A 17,200-nucleotide genomic window follows, 5' to 3' on the forward strand; every position below is an offset into this window, starting at 1 on the left:
CACCAGCGAGCTTGAGTGTTCTGATTGCGTTCATTGGCTGCTCCAGTATCAATCACCTAACGGAAGACCCTCTCCAGGATCCCGACGTACCGCCGCTTTACATGCATTCACGCACATGGGTAGCGGTGCGTCGACGGAACTGACGCACCGTCCCCCTCTCAAGCTAGCAGACGGCTCGTTTCACTCGCAGGCGGAGCAATGTCCGCCGTGCCGCTGCGTCTGGACGACACCGTTGGCTCATCCAAGCCAGCCCTTGATGGTATCGGCCATGACGTTGGTCGAGATGCCATAGCGATCGTGCAAGGTCGGCAGCGCGCCCGCACCGAGAAACTCATCGGGCAGTGCGATTTGGCGGTACATCGGCGTGACGCCCGCCGTGAGCAGCGTGGTCGCGACCGCTTCGCCAAGCCCACCGATCACCGAGTGATTCTCGGCGACCACCACCAGGCGACCCGTGCGCCGGGCCTCTCGCAAGATCGTCTCAGTGTCGAGCGGCTTGATGGTCGGCACGTGCAACACGCCAACTCCCACATTGTCCGCTTCCAGCAACTTCGCCACCTCCAGCGAACGCATGGTCATGATGCCCGACGAGATGATCAGCACCTCGGCACCGTCGCGAAGCAGCTTCGCCTTGCCCAGTTCGAACTGATAGTCGTATTCATCGAGCACGGCCGGAACGTTGCCACGCAGCAGGCGCGCATAGACCGGGCCGTTATGCGCTGCGATCGCGGGCACCATCTGCTCGGTATCGAGCGCGTCGCACGGATCGATGACTGTCATGTTCGGCATCGCGCGCATGAGTGCAAGATCCTCGGCCGCCTGATGGCTCGGTCCGTAGCCGGTCGTGAGGCCCGGCAGCGCGCAGATGATCTTCACGTCGAGGTTGTCCTCGGCGATGGCCTGGTGCATGAAGTCATACGCGCGACGGGTTGCGAATACGGCGTAGGTCGTCACGAACGGCTGGGCGCCTTCATGCGCCATACCGGCGGCGGCGCCCATCAGCAACTGCTCGGCCATGCCCATCTGATAGTAGCGGTCTGGAAACTCCTTTCCGAAGATATGCAGGTCAGTGTACTTGCCGAGGTCGGCCGTCATGCCGATCACGTTCTTCTTCTCCCGGGCCAATTGGGCCAATGCATGGCCGAACGGTGCGGAACGCGTGACTTGTCCTTCGCCGGCAATAGAAGCGATCATCGCCGAGGTCTTCAGGCGGGGCTTCCTGGTGAGAGTGGTGTCGCTCATGCTTGTCTCCCTGCTTCGAGTGCTGCGAGCGCCAGTTGCCACTCATGGGCATCGACGCGGATGAAATGGTTCTTTTCCCGTTCTTCGAGGAACGGCACGCCGCAGCCCATGCGGGTATCGCAAACGATAATCCGGGGCTGCTCTTTCGGATGATTGCGTGCAGCATCGAAGGCCGCCTTCACTGCGTCAATATCGTTGCCGTCCACGCGCTGCGTGAACCAGCCAAATGCTTCGAGCTTCTCGACGAGCGGCTCGAACGCCATGATCTTCGAGGAGGGACCGTCGGCTTGCTGGTTGTTGACGTCGACCATGGCAATCAGGTTGTCCAGCTTCCAGTGAGCGGCCGACATAAGGCCCTCCCAGATCGCGCCTTCATCGAGTTCGCCGTCGGAGAAGAGCGTGTAGACGAAGGCGTTTGAGCCCTTACGCTTCAGTCCCAGGCAGCGACCCACCGCGATCGTGAGACCGTGGCCGAGCGAGCCGCCGGACATCTCCATGCCGGGCGTGTAGCTCGCCATTCCGGACATCGGCAACCGGCTGTCGTCGCTGCCGTAGGTTTCGAGTTCTTCCGGTGGCAGGAAGCCGGCTTCGAACAGCGCGGCGTAAAGCGCGATCGCATAGTGGCCGTTGGACAGCAGGAAGCGGTCGCGGCCTTCCCAGTCGGGGTTGTCGGGCTGGTAGCGCATCGCGCCGAAGTAGGCAACTGCGAGTACATCGGCGATATCGAGTGCCTGGCCGATATAGCCCTGGCCCTGCACTTCGCCCATCAGCAAGGCGTTTCTGCGAATCCGGTAGGCGCGCTCGGCGAGCGTCACCGCATCTGATGACGGACTGTTCATGATGTCTCCTTGATTTAAAAAGTGAGTCTTTGCAGCAAACGGTGTCAGCGATTGACGGATTTGGCGGGCACGAGGAAAACAAGCGCGGCACCGATGACGATCGCGACAGAGATAAAGATGAGCCCAGCCGTCGACTTACCGGTCAGGTCGTTTAACCAGCCCACGATGGCCGGCGAGAAGAACCCTGCAAGATTGGCGAAACAGTTCACCGCGGCGATACCCGCTGCGGCGGACATGCCGCCGAGGAGCACGGTCGGCAGTGACCAGAACTGCGACGATGAAGCAAGGATGCCGGCGGCGGCCACGCTGACACACACCAGCGACGCGCCGACTCCGCCCAGCATCGGAAGCGTTGCGAAGCCTGCCGCCGATACGAGCATCGGGATCGCAAGATGCAGACGACGCTCGCGGTGGCGGTCAGCGCTTGCACCCACCAGCGGCAGCGCAATGATGGCGCACAGGTACGGGACGGCAGTAAAGACGCCCACCCATAGCGGGTCGGCCACGCCGGACTTGCGGATGATCGTCGGCAGCCAGAACGTCAGCCCATACTGACCGAGCACGACGCAGAAGTAGATGGCAGCCATCAACCACAGACGACGATCGCCGATGAAAGACCTGATCGACACATGGGCGATCTTGTGGGCGTTGTCGTTCGCCACGTTGCGTGCGAGGAGCGCCTTCTCCGGATCAGTGAGCCATTTGGCGGCAGCGATACCGTTGTCGAGGTAGAGCAGGATGGCGACGCCAAGGAGCAACGACGGCAGCGCTTCGAGGATGAACAGCCACTTCCAGCCGGCGAGACCGTGTACGCCCTGGAACGCATGCAGGATGTAACCGGACAGCGGCCCACCGACAATGCCGGCAAGTGGAATCGCCATGAAGAAGAGGGAGAGCGCCTTGGCGCGCCGCGCAGAAGGAAACCAGTAAGTCAGATACAGGATGACGCCTGGCGCGAACCCTGCCTCGGCCACGCCCAATAGAAAGCGGAGAACATAGAAGGTGGTGGGCGACTTGACGAAGACGAAGCAGGCCGAGATCACCGCCCACGTCAGCATGATGCGAGCGAGCCAGTTTCGTGCGCCCACTTTATGCAACATGAGATTACTCGGTACCTCGAAGAGAAAATAACCGAGGAAGAAAATGCCAGCGCCGAAACCATACACGGTTTCGCTGAATCGCAGGTCGTTGAGCATCTGCAGTTTTGCGAAGCCCACGTTGACCCGATCGAGATAAGCGCCCAGATAGCACAGCATCAGGAACGGTATCAAGCGCCGTCCCACCTTCGCATACGTTTTTGATTCGAAACTCGCTGGATCGGCGAGCGATGTGACATCGCCCGTCATTGACGGCGCAGTGGCCTTCGTTTTCATGGTTGTCTCCTGCCATATCGCCCCGGGTTTTACCGCCGGGTGCATTGACTCATCCGCCGCAGTCGCGACGGATGTCGTACTTAGTGGATCAACATGCCGCCGTTGACGTCAAGCGTGATACCCGTGAGATAGGCCGACAGGTCGCTCGAGAGGAACAGGCAGGCGTTCGCGACGTCGGCCGCATCGCCGAGTCGGCCGAGTGGAATGCCCTTGATGATGTCGGCGCGCATCTCGGGGGTGAGCTTGTCACCGGTGATATCGGTCTGGATCAGGCCCGGTGTGATCGAGTTGACGCGGATGTTGTCCGCCCCGAGTTCACGCGCCATGGCACGAGCGAGACCGAGTACGCCCGCTTTTGCAGCGCTGTAGTGAGGACCGCCGAAGATGCCGCCGCCGCGTTGCGCGGAAACGGATGACATGCAGACGATGCTGCCGCTCTTTTGCGCTCTCATTTGCGGAATGACCGCTTGCGACATGTAGAGGGTACCGCGCAGGTTCACGTCGATGACCGCATCGAAGTTGTCGGCTCCGATGTCCATCGTCTTCAACGGCTGGGTGATACCCGCGTTGTTGATCAATCCGTCGACACGACCGTACTTCTCGATGACCGCCCTGGCGGCAGCTATGCATGCGGCCTTGTCGGTCACATCGCAGGCGAGGCCGAGATGTTCTTCGCCGAGCTCACGCGCGGCACTCTCTGCGTCTTCCTTGCGAAGGTCCAGAATCACCACTCGCGCGCCTTGGGCGGCAAGCGCTTTTGCGGTCGCACGGCCGATGCCACGCGGCGAGGCTGCGCCGGTTACGATTACCACTTTGCTGTCGAGCAACATATTTGTCTCCATCGATCACGTTAGTTGGTAGACGCAGTTTCAGCGCTTCAACCATCTCGATCAATGCAGTTCGGCTCAACTATTGCTGAAGAATTTTCAGGTGTCGCGGCTGATCTCTTGCTCGACCCAGGCCAAAAATTTGGCCACGCGCGGCAAGTCCGCGTTCTGGGAAGGGTAAACGAGGTGATGGGCGCCGACCTCGACCGCATACGCGCGATCGAAGACCGGTACGAGCGAACCTCGTTTCAGATGGACCGATGCGAGCATCGTGCTTTCGAGCGCGATGCCGTGTCCCAATGCCGCGGCCTCGAGCGACATGTACGAGCGGTCGAACGCGAAATCGTACGCCTTGCGCGACACCGCGACGCCGAACTTGCCGAACCATTGCTTCCACTGCACAAGAGGAGTCTCCGAGAAGATCAGGCGCCGCTCGAGCAGATCCTCGGGAGTACGCACCGGGTGTCTTCGCAGGTATTCCTCCGAAGCAAGAGGCGCGATGAACTCGTTGCGTAGCGTTTTGATCTCGCCATCGGTCCAATGAGCGTAGCCATGCCGTACGTCGACGTCATAGAAGCCGGAGGTGAACGACACATCCTCATACGAGCACGCGAGATTCAGCTGAATGTCGCCGTTCGCTTCCTGGAACAAAGCCAGCCGCGGCAGCAGCCACATCAGCCCAAAGCTGGGACTCGAGTGAATGCGAAGAATCTCTACACCCGACTGGCTCGATGCGCGTTCCGTCGCCCGGCTCAGGTCGGCGAGTGATCCGGTGACATCCGCCAGATATTGCTGCCCCGTTGGCGTCAACACGAGTCCCCGTCCCACTCTTGTGAACAAGGGCCTTCCCACCATGGATTCGAGGTTGGCAATTTGATGGCTGACTGCCGATGGTGTTAACCCCAATTCATCAGCCGCCCGATTGACGCTCTTTGTCCGGGCGACACTTTCAAACGCGACGATGGATTTTAGTGGAGGGATGCGCATTGTTCCTGGGGGCAGAAGTGACGAACCGTCCTGGATCAGGGTGTTCTGCTTCGCTACTGTCAGCGAGGTGGTTCCAGAAATGTCGCGTATCCAGGAGGTAAAGGCAAGCCGGGGTTTGGCCGATAGGCAATCGGTTCACAGGGGGACGAGACGTTGTGCGAATACGAGGGCGAGCCCGGCGACCGAAAGCATCCGGTAGTCGGGAAGTGGCAGATCTCGGGCCGATTGCCGACGTTCAGATTTTCTGACCGTCTGCCGGCTTGTGGCCGACCGTACGCGTTCACTCCCTTCGCCGTAAACCGCCGGTCGAAAACATTCGGCCTGCGCTAGCGGCAGCTTTGTGACGCCATATCTCAGCAGGTCCAACTCCTGAAAGTCGGTGCGAACGGGAACATTGATACCACCACCGCGACAGCGCCGGTCGAAGCGTTCGTGCTCACGAACAGTGGGTTGATGGTCGGCGTGGCGCTCGAAGATACGAAGGTCACCAGGCTGAAGTCACTGTAGTGCCCCAAAACAGGCGGGGCGGTGCCCGCGTGCCGGCCTGGCGTTTTTCGATCCTGCCGGAACGCCATGCACATTCCCACGACATCGCCCTCTTCTTTCGCGGTTTTCGCGTGTCAATACGTCTGGCGGTCTGGAGCACTGGCGCAAGCCTCGCGCGACGATCGTCGCCTGCCCGCGTAGTCGCATCCAAACCGGCGGCAGCCGTTACTCAGGCGCGTACCTGAACTCCGGCAATCCTTTGAGGGACTCCCTAGTCGCATCCTGTAGCCGCATCTGCTTGTCGATGACCTGAAGGCTGCCAAACGGTACTGCGACGAGATGGGTTCCCATCCCGAGAAACCCGCCTACCGAGAGGATGACGTAGGGAACCCGATCGGTTGGGCTGACGATCAGATCGTCTATTGTTCCGATATTGTCCTTGTTGCGGTTATAGACGGGCGATCCGTTGATCCTGGAGGCCCGATATCCCGTCGCCAGCTGGACGACATCAACGCGTTTCGCCGTGATGGATTGTTGCGTTCCCTGAGCCCGCAGTGTTCCCGTGGTCAGGGCCGTTCCGAGCACAGCCACCGATATCAGCGTAATAACCTGTTTCATCGTGCACCCCCGCGGTTCGAAAGCATTCGTTGGTAAAGGCGTCACGCGAGCAACTTGACCCACTAGGTGACGCCTCAAGACCTGTCTGTGCAAACAGACTACGGCTGCTTCTTCAGTTGCTCCTTTGCATCGCCGTACGGTTTCTGATGGCACACTAAGACAGCGACACGCCGTGAGCGGATCATCCAGACAGGAATTCGCGTTCTTATATTCTGCCCAGAAGCAGCAAGATGAGAACGACGACCAGCAGCACACCCAGCGCCCCGCTTGGCATATAGCCCCACGAACGACTGTGCGGCCAGGTCGGCATCGCGCCCATCAACAGGAACGCCAGTACAACTATCAATAGTATGCTCAACATGAGACGACTCCTTTCCGACTCCGTATTACGACGAGCCCATCGCCGCTCTCTCGCCACGTGCCCGGAATCTTCTGGCCTGTCGCGAGTTATCTTCGCAAATTGAATGTGATGCTGACCGGCATCCGCACAACCCGGAAAAGGGCCGTCCTGTAGCCTGAGGCTGGCATTGATTTGCCGCGCAGTCGGTACGGTGGTGGACATCGGGATTTCTTTTTTCCGCCCGGCGTTCGCGACTGCCGTGTGCCGGGGCTCGGCCGTCTGGGGGCATTGCCGGACTGTCAGTCCGAGTGCACCCTGGCCGGCCAGGAATAATGCGCGTTTTATATCGCCTTCAGATCGGGCAACAACCGGTCGAACTCCCGTTTCACCACGCCATAGCACTCGCACACACGCTTTTCGAGTCCCGGTCGATCCAGGACCTCGATGTGGCCATGACCGTAGCGGATCAGCCCCGCGTCCTGGAGTTTCAGCGCCGCTTCCGTCACGCCGGATCTGCGCACGCCAAGCATGTTGGCGATCAGTTCCTGTGTCATCTTCAGTTCGTTTGACGGCAGGCGGTCCATGCTGAGCAGCAGCCAGCGGCACAATTGCTGGTCGATCGAATGATGCCGGTTGCAGACGGCGGTCTGGGCCATCTGTGTAATCAATGCCTGGGTATAGCGCAGCAATAACCGCTGCACCGGGCCAGCGCGATGGAATTCCTCTTTCAGGATGCGCGCATCCAGTCGATACGCCCGTCCTGCGCTTTGCACGACTGCCCGGTTTGGCGTTGTTTCACCGCCCATGAAGAGCGCAATACCGATGATCCCTTCGTTGCCCACGATTGCGATCTCGGCGGACGCGCCGTCCTCCATCACATAGAGCAGCGATACGATGGACGTTGTCGGAAAATAGACATGATCAAGGCGATCGCCAGACTCGTACACGACCTGCCCCAGGGGCATTTCGACCGGTACGAGATGCGGCGCCACGCGCGCCCGCTCTGCTTCCGGCAGAACCGAAAGCAGGTGGTTCTCTTTGGAATGTTGCTCGTTTTCCATTTATCGCTCCCCGACATCCCGTCCAGAAACTGCAGCGTTTTCGCAGAATTGTTCTTAACAGTATCAGGCATCAGCAGTAGTTGCATGAATGCGCCAGACGAATGGGGCGAGGACGTCGAACCAGACTAAACCCTGTTTAAATTATAGTTCGCGTGCGCCTGGTGGTCCGTCGCGACGCGCCACCGGCCACGCCCTAACGGGTCTGCGCGGACAAGTCTGTCAACTGCGAGAAATGCGTCGTCGATTGTGCGTTTGAACATAGACAGATCTCTGTACGTTGTCGTACCGCTTTCTGCCGCGCGTGCGCGTAGCGTGTCTTCTATCGTTGACCAGCGCGGAGAAAATCATGCTTAGACGAACCTTCATCCGGAGCACATCCGGATCGCTTCTGGTGCTCGGCGCAGCGCTCTCAGGTTGCACTACCACCTCTTCTTCCGATGCGAGCCGCAGTCAGCAGATGGACAAGCGCCGCTCCATCGATGCAGGCGTCGACTCGACTCTGACTCGCCTGTACGGTATGGCAAGCGGATCACGCGAACTGGTCGGCAAGGCGCACGGGATACTGACGTTCCCGTCGGTGATCGATGCCGGCTTCGTGGTCGGCGGTCAGTATGGCGAAGGCTCCTTGCGCGTCGGCGGACACACGGTCGGCTACTACAGCACGGCGACCGGTTCGATCGGCTGGCAGATCGGCGCGCAATCGCGCGCAATCGTCTTCCTGTTCATGACCGACGAGTCGCTCAACCGCTTCCGTAGCAGGGACGGATGGTCGGCTGGCGGCGACGCCTCCGTGGCCGTGCTGAAAGTCGGTGCAAACGGCAATCTCGACACTAGCACCGCGACCGGACAGGTCGACGCTTTCGTGTTGACCAACAGTGGCCTCATGGCGGGCGCGTCGCTGGAAGGCACAAAAGTCACGCGGCTCACGTCGCTTTGAAATTGAGGCCGAGGGACGCGCGTGATGCGCGCCCTCGTCGAAACACAGGGTAGAGAAACCATGTTACGAAGCATGCGAGACTTGCACGGAAGCACCGTTAGCGCAGTGGACGGCGACATCGGCTCAGTTAGCCAGGCCTATTTCGACGACGAGTCATGGGGTGTGCGCTACCTGGTGGTCGAAACAGGCAATTGGCTCAATGACCGGCAAGTGCTGGTTTCGCCGTATTCGGTGAAACACACCGATCCCGGATCGAGTGTCGTGCATGTCGGCCTCTCCCGGCAGCAAGTGAGGGACAGCCCAATGCTGGACGCCCACAAGCCGGTATCGCGGCAGCACGAGATCGAGTATCTGCGCTACTACAGCTATCCGACCTATTGGGGCGGCCCAAACCTATGGGGGATGGGCGCCTACCCGGCCTATGACCCAACAGGTGTAGCGCCTGACGCCCTGCCCGATGAGCCACCAGGGCCAACCCTGGATACGAACAAACCGCAACCCGACGTCCATCTGCGTAGCACCGACGAGGTCAAGGGCTACCACCTCAAGACGGCCGACGGCAGCATCGGTCACGTATCGGACTTCATTTACGACGACACCGACTGGGCGATTCGTTACCTGGTCGTAGAGACGCACAACTGGTGGCCCGGTGGCAAGGCCGTGCTCATCGCGATTCACTGGATAGACGAAGTCGACTGGTTCGATTCAACCGTATCGACGACATTGACGCGTGACGTCATCAAGAATAGCCCAGCTTATGACGACTCGATGCCGATCGACCGGCGTTACGAGGTCGTGCTGCACCAGTTTTACGACAAGCATGGATATTGGTCGGACGCAGGCGCCGACGAGCCAGTCGCATCGGAATGAACCGCGAGATTTACCAGCAGCGACGACGGCCAATGTGGCTGTCGTTTACTCAGACGGGCGAAACCATGGCGGACAGAATCATCTCAAGCACAACACATGACGCTTACATGACAGTCAGAGACCATATTGCCGATGGCTGGGTGGCGAGCGTGTGTGTCGTTCCGAAGGGCGCAGCGAAGAGCAACGAACTCGTCATCAAACTCGACACTTTCTTCGAACGTGAAGATGTCGCATGGGAATCGGCCGAGACGCTTGCACGTGCCGAGCTCAACAACCTGAAATAGCGTGAAGGAGCTGCCCTATCGCCTCAGATACTGCGCTCGCAAGGTTTCGATTTCATCAAGCAGATCAAGTGCGAGCGCGATGCCAGCAGCGTTGATCTCGAGATCCTGCGCGAGATGGCGAGCCTTGCGGGCGCGGCGCAATGAGACGCCGTCGAAGTGCGGGCCATCGTCCTCGCTGACGTATTTCGGCTCAATTGCGCCTTGCTCGATCCATTCAACGAGCTGGACTTCAGAAGCGCCGGACACCCGGCACAATTCGAGTAGCGTAAACTCCACCTGCTCCTCGACGATCAGGCATTCGAGCCAGCCAGTGCGCGATTCGTTCATGATGCATCACCTGAAAAGTGCGCGCGCGGATTGAAGCCGCATGCCTGCCGCAGTGTCTCGTAAGCCGCGCGTGCCTGCTCGCTGTCAGCCAGCGGCAGAACGATGTTCAATTGCGCATAGAGATCGCCCGATGTACCGGTCGGACCGCTCGCGGGGATTCCCTTGCCTTTCAAGCGTAAGCGTCGGCCTCCGCTGGAATCTTTGGGTATGGCTATTTCGACGGCGCCGTCGGGCGTCGGCACGGTAATGTGCGCGCCAAGTGCCGCTTCCCAAGGGGCGACCGGCACGGTGATCGTCACATCGCGGCCGTCGACGCGAAAAAGTCCATGCTGGCGCAACGCGATTTCCAGGTACAGGTCTCCAGCGCGCCCCTCGCCGAAACCCGTCCCCCCTTGGCCGGCGAGTCGCAAATGCTGCCCACTGTGCACGCCCTTCGGAATGGAGACGTCAAGCGTCCGCGACTTCAGCACGGCACGGCCGCTCGCGTCGAGTACTGGCATCTCCAGCGAAATCGTGCGCTGCGCACCACGATAGGTATCTTCCAGATCGATCACCACTTTGGCATGGTGGTCCTGGCCCGAAGCCGAGTGCGGCACACCGCCATAGGCGTCCTCCATATCTTGGGCGGTTGCGCGATCATGTCTGCCGCCGGCAGCGTGCCGCCCGCGTCTTGTCGAGGCGCGACCACCACCGGCATGTTCACCGCGAAACAGTGCCTCAAAGAATTCGCTGAAGCGTGCATCCTCGGCTCCGCGGTCTTCCCCGCCGCTGAATTCGAAGCCCTCGTCCCACTGCGGCGGCGGCTCGAAGTCCTGACCATTGCGCCACTGGTCGCCCATCCGGTCGTAGGCTGCGCGCTTTTCCGTGTCTTTGAGCACGCTGTACGCCTCGCCGACCTCCTTGAAGCGTGGCTCCGCGTCGTCGAGTTTGCTCAGGTCCGGGTGATATTTGCGAGCGAGCTTGCGATACGTACGCTTGATATCGTCCTGTGTCGCGCTGCGCGGCAATCCCAGCACTTCGTAATAGTCTTTGTATTTCATATCGAAGGCCTATGAGAGAGGCCGCGCTAGAGCGGTAACACTATCGTCGCGGCGAGCGGCTATGCCGAGATGATCACCTTCAGCGCGCGCGTGTCCGCAGCACGCTCGAAGGTCCCGTAGGCGTCGAGAATCTGATCGAGCCTGAAGCGGTGTGTAATCAGAAGTCTGGCATCGAGCTTGCGGGCGCGCAACGTATCCATCAGCATCGGTGTACTCACGGTATCGACCAGCCGCGTGGTGATGGTGATGTTTCGGTCCCACAGATGCTCCAGATGAAGATCCACCTTGACGCCATGTACTCCGACGTTCGCAATCGTCCCGCCCGGCGCGATGATAGCCTCGCACAATTCAAAGGTAGCCGGAATGCCGACCGCCTCTATTGCGGTATCGACGCCACGGTCGGCCGTGAGTTTCATGATCGCCTTCACCGCATTGCCATCCGCGTTGTTGATCACCGCGGTCGCACCGAAACGCTTTGCGGTCTCTAGCCGGTTATCGTCCAGATCGACCATGATGATTTCGGCGGGAGAATAGAACCGGGCTGTGAGCAATGCCGCAAGCCCGATCGGCCCGCTGCCGACAATAGCCACGATGCTACCGGGCTGCACCCTCCCATTGAGCACACCGCACTCGAAGCCCGTCGGCAGAATATCGCTCAGCATCACCAGCGCTTCTTCGTCGGCGCCGTCGGGAATCCGGTAAAGACTGGTATCCGCGTGCGGAATCCGCACGAACTCGGCCTGCGTGCCATCGATCCTGTTGCCAAGAATCCAGCCGCCGCTGACACAATGGGAATACATGAGTTTGCGGCAGTACATGCACTTACCGCATGCGCTGATGCAAGAAATCAGGACACGTTCGCCTGGCTTGAACGCCGTGACGCCTGCTCCGACCTGCTCGATTACGCCGGTACCTTCATGGCCGAGCACGCGGCCGGGCTGACAGGTCGCGACGTCGCCCTTGAGAATGTGCAGGTCCGTGCCGCAAATTGTCGTCTTGCTGATCTTGACGATGGCGTCGGTGGACGCCTCGATCTCGGGTTTGGGCCGTTCTTCAACTGCCTTCTTGCCAGGGCCAAGATAAACGAGTGCTTTCATTGTCGGTAACTCCGGTTGCATTGGATCGGCCCGTACGCAGTGATTCATGTCTGTTCGGGCGATTGAACTGACGCGCGGCTGTCGTCGCTTGAACCCACTCTGCCGTGTCACCAGGAAAAAGTCGGTACGGTGGCAGACCGCATGGCGGCTGAGGGAACCCCTACGTGCGTGGCGTCCCCTGCGTCCCTGCGCCAAATAACCGGATCAAGGCTTCATAGTCGACCGGCTTGGTCAGATGATGGTCGAACCCAGCCTCGGCTGATTTGAGGCGATCCGCCGGCAGTCCGTATCCGGTGACGGCCACCAGGATCACATTTCGATTTGCCCCGGATTCGCGTAGCCTTCTCGCTACTTCGTATCCGTCCATGCCTGGGAGTCCGATGTCGAGAAGTACGAAGTCAGGGGTGAAGGTCGCCGCAGCGCTGAGTCCCGAAACACCATCTATGCGCGTCTCGACCTGATGACCCTCATTTGCGAGAAGCATGCCCAACGCCTCACTCGCATCGGCGTTGTCATCAATAATCAGAATCCGCTGCGGGCGTGCGGTGACCGGTGCCGGCTGCGAACTGATCCCATCTCCGGGCCCAGAGTGCGAAGGACCATTTTTGGCCGAACTCTGCCTTATGAGTAGTGGCTCAGCTCGACCCGATGGAGCCGCGCGGACAAGCTTTACCACCGTCCGATCCGGGAGCGACATGAGACGACCGCGGATAACGCGTCGGCCTTTATCTCGTCGGCCATCACGGAAAGTGGCGGATCGCTGACGCGGTCCGACCATACCGCGCCCCGACGGTGTGACTCCGAAAACGTTGGGAGAGCACCCCAAACCGATGCAGACGTATCCGTTGACTTGCAGCAGACACCTCGTCGACGACCCACAGAATTCGAATTCAGGAAAACAGGTCTGTCAGTCTTCGGCACGCACACTCGATGCAGCCGATGGAAAGTCTTCACGGCGCTCCGCCCATTTCAGGATCGCATCCAGTGCCGGGCAGAGCGCCTGACCCCAATCGGTTAGGCGGTAGTCCACCTTCGGCGGCACCTGGTGATAGACCGTGCGCGTCACAATGCCGTCCTCTTCGAGGCGGCGCAGCTGCTGGGCAAGCATCTTTTGCGTGATGCTGGGGATTAGCCTCTCGAGGTCCGAAAAACGTTGCACCTGACCACCGAAAAGGTGAAACAGGATCACCAGCTTCCAACGTCCTTCCAGCAGCTTGAATGCGGCTTCGACGTCGATCGCGGCAGTCGTGGGAGTGTAGGCTTTTCGGTTGGGCACGGCTTACTTACTTTTTAGTGCGTTCTTGCGATGTGGTAACTATAGCGCCATCATTGGGACATGCAAACGTGACGTTCAGGAAAAGTCCGATGAACATGACCCTGCCCCCGCCACTGGATGCCTATCTGAACGCGGAAACCACCAGCGACACCGCTCCTCTGGCGAACTGCTTCGCTGCCGATGCCGTCGTGCGCGACGAGGGTCGCACTATCGAGGGGCTCGAAGCCATCCAGGCCTGGAAGAAAGACACCAAAGCCAGGTACCAGTACGCCATCGAGCCGCTGGACTTGTCCCAGGATGGCGCCGCCGTGACGATGCGCGCCAGGCTCACGGGCGCCTTCCCCGGCAGCCCGGTCGAGCTGACCTACACGTTTGTCCTGGCCGACGGCAAGATCGTGTCCCTGGAGATTCACTGATGAGCGCGGCACTTGAACTTCGGGGCCTTCGGGCGCTTGTTACAGGCGGGACCAAAGGCATCGGTAAATCCGTTGTCGCACAGCTTTGCGAGGCGGGAGCGAACGTCCTCGCGACCGCACGTTCGCGTTCCGATGACCTTGCCGAAGAAAGGTTCATCGGTGCGGATATCACGACGGCCGAGGGTTGTAAAACCATTGTCGACGCCGTGCTCGAGCGGCTCGGCGGCGTCGATATAGTCGTGCATGTGGCGGGTGGCTCATCTGCGCCAGCGGGTGGCTTCAGTGTGCTCGACGACGACGAATGGAACAAGGCATTGAGCCTGAACCTGTTCCCGGCAGTACGCATCGATCGCGCGCTGTTGCCCTCGATGGTCGAGCAGCGCTCAGGCGTCATCATCCACGTCACGTCGATCCAGCGGCAGTTACCGTTGCCGGAGGCCACGATTGCCTATGCCGCCGCCAAGGCTGCCCTGTCGAACTACAGCAAAGCCTTGTCCAAGGAAGTTAGTCCGAAAGGCGTTCGGGTCGTGCGTGTCTCCCCCGGCTGGGTTGAAACGGATGCCGCCGCGGGTCTCGTTGCTGAGATCGCCCGGCAGAACGGCATCGACACGGACGGCGCTCGCAAGATCATCATGGATTCGCTCGGAGGCATTCCTCTCGGCCGGCCATGCTCTCCCCGGGAGGTGGCAGAACTCATCGGTTTCCTCGTCTCCGCGCGGGCCAGCGCCATCACCGGCACTGAGTACGTCATCGACGGCGGAACTGTTCCGACTGCGTGATCTGAGCCGCTTGTCGGTGGACGTCGACGTGCTTCGGCGCACGCGAAGCGCGTTTCGCAGGCAGCGGTTCCAGTTCAGGCGCCGGCCTTCACGTGGTGTGCCCGCCCAATGAACCTCTGCTTTTCTGCAGCACGGCCACCCGTGGTGGACCGGGCATTATTCAGCGGCGTCATCGCACCTGGACGTCAGGTCACATAGCAGGTCACCCTTCGTCCGCAATTCGCGATGCCCTGGAATGGCGGACGGGCAAGCTCAGAGCGCGATCAGCGACCGTCTCATGTCGAGCCGGGAGCGGACCCGCGAAAGCTTCCTCTGAATGGCTCAAACTGGCCGGGAGCACGCATTCGCCCCGCAGCCGGAACGCCCGGTGCGCCAGTGCCCGCCTCGCTTTGTGGCGGGTGGGCGCCGCAAAGCGCAAGCGGTTCTTCACTCGTTCGGCCAGAAAAGAGACGGCCCCGTACGTCCGGTGGGCTATCATGCCTGTCCTCTCCGAAGTAGCTCCTTATGATTTCCGTCCGTAATGTCACGCTGCGCCGTGGCGTCAATGTCGTACTCGACGGCGCGTCCGTCACCTTCACCCCCGGCGAAAAGATTGGCCTTGTCGGCCGCAATGGCGCCGGCAAGTCATCCTTCTTCGGTCTTCTCAACGGCACCCTGCACGAAGACGGCGGCGAGTTCTCGATTCCCGCTGCATGGAAGATGGGCCAGGTCGCGCAGGAGATGCCGGAGACCGAGCAGAGTGCGACCGACTTCGTCATCGAGGGTGACACTATCCTGCTGGCAGCGCAGGCCGAAGTAACCGCCGCTGAGGCCAGCGACGATGGCATGCGCATGGCGCACGCCTACATGGCCCTGCACGACGCCGGTGCACACGATGCTCCCGCACGCGCCCAGGCGCTGATCCAAGGCCTGGGCTTCAGTGCTGCGCAGCTTGGCCAGCCGGTCAACAGCTTCTCCGGCGGCTGGCGCATGCGACTGCAGCTGGCGCGAGCGCTCATGTGTCCGTCCGACTTGCTGCTGCTCGACGAACCGACCAATCACCTCGACCTCGACGCGCTGGTCTGGCTGGAAGCGTGGCTCAAGCGCTACGAGGGAACCATGGTCGTGATCAGCCACGACCGCGAATTCCTCGACGCGGTGACGCAGGTGACCGTGCACGTCGACAACGCCAAGCTGGTGCGTTATGGCGGCAACTACAGCAAGTTCGAAGAGATGCGCGCCGAGCAACTGCAGTTGCAGCAGGCCGCGATGGCGAGGCAGGCGGACAAGATCGCCCACCTGCAGAAATTCATCGACCGTTTCAAGGCCAAGGCCTCGAAGGCGAAGCAGGCGCAGAGCCGGGTCAAGGCGCTCGAACGCATGGAGAAGATCGCACCGGTGCTTGCCGACGCGGAGTTCACCTTCGAGTTCAAGGAGCCGCTCAACGTCCCGAACCCGCTATTGTCAATGCTGGACGCGAGCTTCGGCTACCCCGCGCCGACCGACGCAGCGCCGGACACGCCGCCGACGGTCATCGTGCGGGGCATCAACCGCTCCGTGCTGGCCGGGCAGCGCATCGGCATTCTCGGTGCCAACGGCCAGGGCAAGTCGACGCTGGTGAAGACGGTGGCGCACGAGCTGGCGCCGATTGCCGGCGAAATCAGCGAAGGCAAGGGCCTGAACATCGGCTACTTCGCACAGCAGGAACTCGACGTGCTGCGTCCCCTCGACACACCGCTAGAACACATGATCCGCCTTGCGAAGGACACGCCGGCGCACCTGCGTGCCCCCGGCCAGAGCGGCACCGAACAATCGCTTCGTACCTTCCTCGGCACCTTCAACTTCAGTGGTGACATGGTCCATCAGGCGGTCGGCACGATGAGCGGCGGCGAAAAGGCGCGGCTCGTGTTGTGCATGATCGTGTGGCAACGCCCCAACCTGCTGCTGCTCGACGAGCCTACCAACCACCTCGACCTGGCCACACGCGAAGCGCTAGGCATGGCACTCAACGAATTCGAAGGCACAGTGATGCTGGTCAGTCACGACCGGTCGCTGCTGCGCGCGGTATGTGACGAGTTCTGGCTCGTTACCAAGGGTGGCGTCGAGCCCTTCGACGGCGATCTGGACGATTACCAGCAGTTCCTGCGCGACGAAGCCCGTCGCATGCGCGAGCAAGCTGCCGGAGAGCAGAAGGTCGTCGCCTGAACACCCCCTGGCAGTTCCAGTTTGGAAGCTGCCATAGCGTTCGCATCGAGTCGAAGGGCCGGTTAGGGTCGCGTGCCGCCGATCGCGGTCAGGCAGCAACCGGCCCAGAGTGTGTCAAAACGCCTTTTTGAAACGCTAGAATTGTTCATCCGATAGCGGAGGATGAGCAAGATGAAGCGGTTCGTTCAAGGTGACAATCGTACACAAAGCTTTCTCC

The 17,200-nt window shown here is 60.7% G+C and carries 19 protein-coding genes and 1 pseudogene; 7 read left to right on the plus strand and 13 right to left on the minus strand.

The window, feature by feature from the left end; genetic code table 11:
• Positions 1 to 237 precede the first annotated feature (237 nt).
• The 5 genes from FSO04_RS41765 to FSO04_RS41785 form a co-directional block, all read right to left on the minus strand.
• Positions 238 to 1,242 carry a transketolase family protein gene (locus FSO04_RS41765; RefSeq protein WP_154567223.1) on the minus strand — a complete coding sequence of 335 codons (1,005 nt, stop codon included), beginning with the start codon at positions 1,240 to 1,242 and terminating at the stop codon, positions 238 to 240.
• Positions 1,239 to 2,081 (minus strand): transketolase, encoded by an 843-nt coding sequence (locus FSO04_RS41770; RefSeq protein WP_028195183.1) that lies wholly within the window; start codon positions 2,079 to 2,081, stop codon positions 1,239 to 1,241. The genes FSO04_RS41765 and FSO04_RS41770 overlap by 4 nt, the downstream gene beginning before the upstream one ends.
• A gap of 44 nt (positions 2,082 to 2,125) precedes the next feature.
• Complete coding sequence (locus FSO04_RS41775) at positions 2,126 to 3,454, minus strand: MFS transporter (RefSeq protein WP_154567224.1); 1,329 nt, start codon at positions 3,452 to 3,454, stop codon at positions 2,126 to 2,128.
• Positions 3,455 to 3,534: 80 nt separating this feature from the next.
• A complete protein-coding gene (locus FSO04_RS41780) occupies positions 3,535 to 4,284 on the minus strand; it encodes an SDR family NAD(P)-dependent oxidoreductase (protein WP_154567225.1) in 750 nt (249 codons plus the stop codon).
• A 96-nt stretch (positions 4,285 to 4,380) separates the two neighbouring features.
• On the minus strand, positions 4,381 to 5,268 hold the full coding sequence (locus tag FSO04_RS41785; protein WP_154567226.1) for a LysR substrate-binding domain-containing protein: 888 nt from the start codon (positions 5,266 to 5,268) through the stop codon (positions 4,381 to 4,383).
• Positions 5,269 to 5,628: 360 nt separating this feature from the next.
• On the opposite strand from FSO04_RS41785, the pseudogene FSO04_RS48420 reads away from it, so the two are divergent.
• A pseudogene (locus tag FSO04_RS48420) lies at positions 5,629 to 5,775 on the plus strand (twin-arginine translocation pathway signal); the annotation flags it as partial.
• A gap of 204 nt (positions 5,776 to 5,979) precedes the next feature.
• Here FSO04_RS48420 and FSO04_RS41790 read toward each other — a convergent pair.
• The 3 genes from FSO04_RS41790 to FSO04_RS41800 all read right to left on the minus strand — a co-directional run bounded on the left by FSO04_RS41790 (position 5,980) and on the right by FSO04_RS41800 (position 7,773).
• Complete coding sequence (locus FSO04_RS41790) at positions 5,980 to 6,372, minus strand: PRC-barrel domain-containing protein (RefSeq protein ID WP_154567227.1); 393 nt, start codon at positions 6,370 to 6,372, stop codon at positions 5,980 to 5,982.
• A gap of 205 nt (positions 6,373 to 6,577) precedes the next feature.
• Positions 6,578 to 6,733 (minus strand): DUF3309 family protein, encoded by a 156-nt coding sequence (locus tag FSO04_RS41795; RefSeq protein ID WP_154567228.1) that lies wholly within the window; start codon positions 6,731 to 6,733, stop codon positions 6,578 to 6,580.
• A 320-nt stretch (positions 6,734 to 7,053) separates the two neighbouring features.
• On the minus strand, positions 7,054 to 7,773 hold the full coding sequence (locus FSO04_RS41800) for a Crp/Fnr family transcriptional regulator (RefSeq protein ID WP_154567229.1): 720 nt from the start codon (positions 7,771 to 7,773) through the stop codon (positions 7,054 to 7,056).
• Between the two features lie 346 nt (positions 7,774 to 8,119).
• On the opposite strand from FSO04_RS41800, the gene FSO04_RS41805 reads away from it, so the two are divergent.
• The 3 genes from FSO04_RS41805 to FSO04_RS41815 all read left to right on the plus strand — a co-directional run bounded on the left by FSO04_RS41805 (position 8,120) and on the right by FSO04_RS41815 (position 9,864).
• A complete protein-coding gene (locus FSO04_RS41805) occupies positions 8,120 to 8,710 on the plus strand; it encodes a BPSL1445 family SYLF domain-containing lipoprotein (protein WP_154567230.1) in 591 nt (196 codons plus the stop codon).
• A 60-nt stretch (positions 8,711 to 8,770) separates the two neighbouring features.
• Positions 8,771 to 9,580: a PRC-barrel domain-containing protein gene (locus tag FSO04_RS41810; RefSeq protein WP_154567231.1), complete on the plus strand. Its 810-nt coding sequence runs from the start codon at positions 8,771 to 8,773 to the stop codon at positions 9,578 to 9,580.
• A gap of 107 nt (positions 9,581 to 9,687) precedes the next feature.
• The gene (locus FSO04_RS41815; RefSeq protein ID WP_154567232.1) at positions 9,688 to 9,864 is read left to right on the plus strand and encodes a hypothetical protein; all 177 of its coding nucleotides are present in this window, start codon (positions 9,688 to 9,690) and stop codon (positions 9,862 to 9,864) included.
• A 15-nt stretch (positions 9,865 to 9,879) separates the two neighbouring features.
• Here the strand turns inward: FSO04_RS41815 and FSO04_RS41820 are convergent, their stop codons facing one another.
• From FSO04_RS41820 to FSO04_RS41840, 5 genes are all read right to left on the minus strand, one after another.
• The gene (locus FSO04_RS41820) at positions 9,880 to 10,191 is read right to left on the minus strand and encodes a chaperone modulator CbpM (protein WP_154567233.1); all 312 of its coding nucleotides are present in this window, start codon (positions 10,189 to 10,191) and stop codon (positions 9,880 to 9,882) included.
• Positions 10,188 to 11,231: a DnaJ C-terminal domain-containing protein gene (locus FSO04_RS41825; protein ID WP_154567234.1), complete on the minus strand. Its 1,044-nt coding sequence runs from the start codon at positions 11,229 to 11,231 to the stop codon at positions 10,188 to 10,190. The genes FSO04_RS41820 and FSO04_RS41825 overlap by 4 nt, the downstream gene beginning before the upstream one ends.
• 59 nt (positions 11,232 to 11,290) lie before the next feature.
• Positions 11,291 to 12,328 carry a zinc-dependent alcohol dehydrogenase family protein gene (locus FSO04_RS41830; RefSeq protein WP_154567235.1) on the minus strand — a complete coding sequence of 346 codons (1,038 nt, stop codon included), beginning with the start codon at positions 12,326 to 12,328 and terminating at the stop codon, positions 11,291 to 11,293.
• Between the two features lie 160 nt (positions 12,329 to 12,488).
• Positions 12,489 to 13,106, minus strand: coding sequence for a response regulator (locus FSO04_RS48425; protein WP_154567236.1), 618 nt, complete (start codon positions 13,104 to 13,106; stop codon positions 12,489 to 12,491).
• A 129-nt stretch (positions 13,107 to 13,235) separates the two neighbouring features.
• Entirely contained in the window at positions 13,236 to 13,604 is a 369-nt protein-coding gene (locus FSO04_RS41840; RefSeq protein ID WP_168436007.1) for a winged helix-turn-helix transcriptional regulator, read from the minus strand.
• Positions 13,605 to 13,693: 89 nt separating this feature from the next.
• On the opposite strand from FSO04_RS41840, the gene FSO04_RS41845 reads away from it, so the two are divergent.
• The 3 genes from FSO04_RS41845 to FSO04_RS41855 all read left to right on the plus strand — a co-directional run bounded on the left by FSO04_RS41845 (position 13,694) and on the right by FSO04_RS41855 (position 16,983).
• Positions 13,694 to 14,020, plus strand: a complete 327-nt coding sequence (locus tag FSO04_RS41845; RefSeq protein WP_154567237.1) for a nuclear transport factor 2 family protein — start codon at positions 13,694 to 13,696, stop codon at positions 14,018 to 14,020.
• Positions 14,020 to 14,799: an SDR family oxidoreductase gene (locus tag FSO04_RS41850; protein WP_154567238.1), complete on the plus strand. Its 780-nt coding sequence runs from the start codon at positions 14,020 to 14,022 to the stop codon at positions 14,797 to 14,799. Before FSO04_RS41845 ends, FSO04_RS41850 begins: the two co-directional genes overlap by 1 nt.
• 504 nt (positions 14,800 to 15,303) lie before the next feature.
• Positions 15,304 to 16,983 (plus strand): ABC-F family ATP-binding cassette domain-containing protein, encoded by a 1,680-nt coding sequence (locus tag FSO04_RS41855; RefSeq protein ID WP_154567239.1) that lies wholly within the window; start codon positions 15,304 to 15,306, stop codon positions 16,981 to 16,983.
• Positions 16,984 to 17,200: the final 217 nt, after the last annotated feature.

It is taken from the genome of Paraburkholderia madseniana, from assembly GCF_009690905.1.
In the GTDB taxonomy this organism is placed as follows: domain Bacteria; phylum Pseudomonadota; class Gammaproteobacteria; order Burkholderiales; family Burkholderiaceae; genus Paraburkholderia; species Paraburkholderia madseniana.

Bases quoted from the DNA above. Each gene is read 5' to 3' on its own strand.
- FSO04_RS41775 (WP_154567224.1), bottom strand. From the start codon at position 3,454: ATGAAAACGAAGGCCACTGCGCCGTCAATGACGGGCGATGTCACATCG.
- FSO04_RS41850 (WP_154567238.1), top strand. From the start codon at position 14,020: ATGAGCGCGGCACTTGAACTTCGGGGCCTTCGGGCGCTTGTTACAGGC.
- FSO04_RS41765 (WP_154567223.1), bottom strand. From the start codon at position 1,242: ATGAGCGACACCACTCTCACCAGGAAGCCCCGCCTGAAGACCTCGGCG.
- FSO04_RS41780 (WP_154567225.1), bottom strand. From the start codon at position 4,284: ATGTTGCTCGACAGCAAAGTGGTAATCGTAACCGGCGCAGCCTCGCCG.
- FSO04_RS41825 (WP_154567234.1), bottom strand. From the start codon at position 11,231: ATGAAATACAAAGACTATTACGAAGTGCTGGGATTGCCGCGCAGCGCG.
- FSO04_RS41770 (WP_028195183.1), bottom strand. From the start codon at position 2,081: ATGAACAGTCCGTCATCAGATGCGGTGACGCTCGCCGAGCGCGCCTAC.
- FSO04_RS41815 (WP_154567232.1), top strand. From the start codon at position 9,688: ATGACAGTCAGAGACCATATTGCCGATGGCTGGGTGGCGAGCGTGTGT.
- FSO04_RS41830 (WP_154567235.1), bottom strand. From the start codon at position 12,328: ATGAAAGCACTCGTTTATCTTGGCCCTGGCAAGAAGGCAGTTGAAGAA.
- FSO04_RS48425 (WP_154567236.1), bottom strand. From the start codon at position 13,106: ATGGTCGGACCGCGTCAGCGATCCGCCACTTTCCGTGATGGCCGACGA.
- FSO04_RS41810 (WP_154567231.1), top strand. From the start codon at position 8,771: ATGTTACGAAGCATGCGAGACTTGCACGGAAGCACCGTTAGCGCAGTG.
- FSO04_RS41785 (WP_154567226.1), bottom strand. From the start codon at position 5,268: ATGCGCATCCCTCCACTAAAATCCATCGTCGCGTTTGAAAGTGTCGCC.
- FSO04_RS41820 (WP_154567233.1), bottom strand. From the start codon at position 10,191: ATGAACGAATCGCGCACTGGCTGGCTCGAATGCCTGATCGTCGAGGAG.
- FSO04_RS41795 (WP_154567228.1), bottom strand. From the start codon at position 6,733: ATGTTGAGCATACTATTGATAGTTGTACTGGCGTTCCTGTTGATGGGC.
- FSO04_RS41790 (WP_154567227.1), bottom strand. From the start codon at position 6,372: ATGAAACAGGTTATTACGCTGATATCGGTGGCTGTGCTCGGAACGGCC.
- FSO04_RS41805 (WP_154567230.1), top strand. From the start codon at position 8,120: ATGCTTAGACGAACCTTCATCCGGAGCACATCCGGATCGCTTCTGGTG.
- FSO04_RS41800 (WP_154567229.1), bottom strand. From the start codon at position 7,773: ATGGAAAACGAGCAACATTCCAAAGAGAACCACCTGCTTTCGGTTCTG.
- FSO04_RS41855 (WP_154567239.1), top strand. From the start codon at position 15,304: ATGATTTCCGTCCGTAATGTCACGCTGCGCCGTGGCGTCAATGTCGTA.
- FSO04_RS41845 (WP_154567237.1), top strand. From the start codon at position 13,694: ATGAACATGACCCTGCCCCCGCCACTGGATGCCTATCTGAACGCGGAA.